Source organism: Mesorhizobium sp. M4B.F.Ca.ET.017.02.2.1 (assembly GCF_003998955.1).
Lineage (GTDB): Bacteria > Pseudomonadota > Alphaproteobacteria > Rhizobiales > Rhizobiaceae > Mesorhizobium > Mesorhizobium abyssinicae.
Genome location: NZ_RZOF01000532.1, coordinates 1 through 2627 on the forward strand (window position 1 = coordinate 1; position 2627 = coordinate 2627).

A 2627-nucleotide genomic window follows, 5' to 3' on the forward strand; every position below is an offset into this window, starting at 1 on the left:
GTTATACATGAAGCCAAGATCCTGTGCCGGGTTGGGATCGGCGCGACCGCCCGCCGCAACCGCGCTGGTCAGCGTTGCATCGACGGCGGCGCGGTCGTCGACCGTGAGGGCGATCATTGCCTGACTGTCACGCCGCGCGTCGCCGATAGGGCGCTTGGTGAATTCGCGATAGTGGTCATGGCTCAGCAGCATCACCCCGATCGCGTCCGAGAACATGAGCGAGGTAGATTTCTCGCCCGAAAACTGCGGGTTTACGGTGCCACCTAGAGCCACGTAGAACGCCGTCGACGCCGCCAGGTCGCGCACAGGCAGGTTCACGAAAATCATTCTGGACATCGCTTTCTCCATCGCCGCGCCCTGCGCTATTGTCTTGATGTAAAGTTAGTAGATACAATGTATCTCGATGTCAAGATACATATTGTTGAGAGAATATTCGAATGGGTCGTGCCGAGGCCGCGGCTAAGCAATGGGCTCGCGAGCGCCCCGACCTTCCGGTGTTGCCTGAAATGGTAGGTCGTCTGCTCGATGCCCGCCGCGCGCGATCACCTGAACCCGCTGCTTTCGGAATCAGGCCTGAATGTAGGTGAGTTTGATGTGCTGACGCCGCTCAGGCGCTCCGGCGAACCCTATAGGCTTTCGCCAACGCAGCTTTACGAATCGGCGATGATCTCGTCGGGCGGCATGACCAACCGCCTGGATCGACTGGAGTGCGCCGGGCTGGTTGAACGACGCCCCGATCCCAAGGACCGGCGCGGCAAGCAAATTGCCCTAACGACTGGTGGCAAGCGTGCGATAGACGATTTGATTGGTCCAATGGTGGCCGCTAGAAGAGCAATTGATCTCCGTGCTGACGCCGTCGGAGCAGGAGACTCTCAACGCCCTGCTCAAGAAATTGCTCACTGGCCTCTAGGTACGTTGTCCTCGCCACCAGTCACCTCTCCCGGCGTCAACGGATCCTGATCCCGAGCGGCGGCACTACCTAAAACGCAGTCCGCGCCCGCACCCGCAGAACCATAAGCAGGCTCACGCCGCGCACCAGCAGGAAGACATGCAGCGCCGCCCACAGGCCATTGTTGCCGAAGGTCGGCGCCAGGGTGAGCAGCGCGGCGCTGAAGGCGAGGAACGACAAGAGCATCATGTTGCGCATGTCGCGCGACCAGGTAGCGCCGATGAAGACGCCATCCATCTGGAACGCCAGCACGCCGCTGAGCGCGGTGAACGCCGCCCAGGGCAGATAGGTATCGGCAACCGAGCGGACCTCGGGCGATGTCGTGATCAGGCCAACCAGATCGACACCGGCCACCAGCAGCACGATGGTGGCGACGCCCGACAGGCCGAAACCCCAAAACAGGGTCAGCCGCACTGCTTGCCGGAAGGGCGTTTCGGCGCCCGCGCCGATGGCGCGGCCGGCGAGCTGCTCGGCGGCGGTGGCGAAGCCGTCGAGGAAGTAGCCGGCGATGAGGAAGAAGTTCATCAGCACCGCGTTGGCAGCCAGCGTCACCGTGCCGAACTGCGCGCCCTGGCGGGTGAACAGCGCGAAGGCGGCGAGCAGCGAGAAGGAGCGGATCATGATGTCGCGGTTGAGCGACAGCATGCGCCGGTAGGCCGGCAGGTCGAGGATGCGCTGGCGCGAGGGGCGCTCCAACCTCCGGAAACGACGCAGGACGATGGCGAGGCCGAGCAGCATGGCAAGGAACTCGCCGGTGACGGTCGCCCAGGCAACACCGGCCACGCCCCAGCCGAGCTTCAGGCCGAGCAGGAAGCAAAGCGCGATGTTGATGCCGTTCAGCACCGCCTGCAGCATCAGCCCCAGCCCGCCCTCGCCGCGCCCGAGCACGTAGCCGAGGATGGCGTAGTTGATCAGCGAGAAGGGCGCGGCGAGCAGCCTGATATGGACATAAACGGCCATCGCTTCGCTGACGCGCGGTTCGGCGCCCATGAACTTTTGCCCGCCAATGGCGATCACCGGCGCAAGCGCGGCGAGCACGATGCCGGCGACGATAGCGATCAGCACGGCGCGCCAGAGCACCGCCTGCTCTTCCAGTGCGTCGCCGCGCCCGAACGCCTGGGCGACGAGGCCGGTGGTGCCGGAGCGCAGGAAATTGAAGGTGGTGAAGACGACATCGAAGGCAAGCGCGCCCGCCGCCAGGCCGCCGAGCAGGGCGGCGTCGCCGAACTGGCCGACCACCGCCGTATCGACGATGCCGAGCAGCGGCGTCGTCAGATAGGCGAGCGTCATCGGCACGGCGATGGCAAGCACCGAGCGGTTGGTTACGGCGAAAGACCGGCCGCCGGCCGATGTCGATAGCTGATCCAGGACCTGGTCCTCAGGGCGGCTTGATCGGACGACCGATGTGCCCCAGTTTGCCGGTGCCGCGCAATCACGATCCGGCGTCGGCCAACCGAATCCCGGAGCTGGCATGCCGCTGCAGATCGTCCACCACCCCGGCTATGACGCCGGTTTCGCCGTCAACCACCGCTTCCCGATGAGCAAGTACCCGCTGCTGATGCAGGCGCTGGAGGCGCGCGGACTGGCGAGCCGCGACGCGCTCGCCATGCCCGAGCCGGCGCCGGCATCGTGGCTGAAGCTGGCGCACACGGCCGACTATGTAGACCAGGTCCTGGCC

General features: G+C 65.1%; 3 protein-coding genes and 1 pseudogene. 2 read left to right on the plus strand and 2 right to left on the minus strand.

All coding sequences use genetic code 11. The features are described from left to right. Positions 1–336: VOC family protein (locus EN738_RS33290; RefSeq protein ID WP_127287254.1), on the minus strand; the 336-nt coding region annotated here is incomplete at its 3' end. A gap of 189 nt (positions 337–525) precedes the next feature. On the opposite strand from EN738_RS33290, the gene EN738_RS33295 reads away from it, so the two are divergent. Continuing rightward, positions 526–960, plus strand: coding sequence for a MarR family transcriptional regulator (locus tag EN738_RS33295; RefSeq protein ID WP_348627131.1), 435 nt, complete (start codon positions 526–528; stop codon positions 958–960). A gap of 19 nt (positions 961–979) precedes the next feature. Here EN738_RS33295 and EN738_RS33300 read toward each other — a convergent pair whose 3' ends face one another. Further along, positions 980–2317, minus strand: a complete 1338-nt coding sequence (locus EN738_RS33300) for an MATE family efflux transporter (RefSeq protein WP_189524296.1) — start codon at positions 2315–2317, stop codon at positions 980–982. A gap of 103 nt (positions 2318–2420) precedes the next feature. On the opposite strand from EN738_RS33300, the pseudogene EN738_RS33305 reads away from it, so the two are divergent. Next, a pseudogene (locus tag EN738_RS33305) lies at positions 2421–2627 on the plus strand (histone deacetylase); the annotation flags it as partial.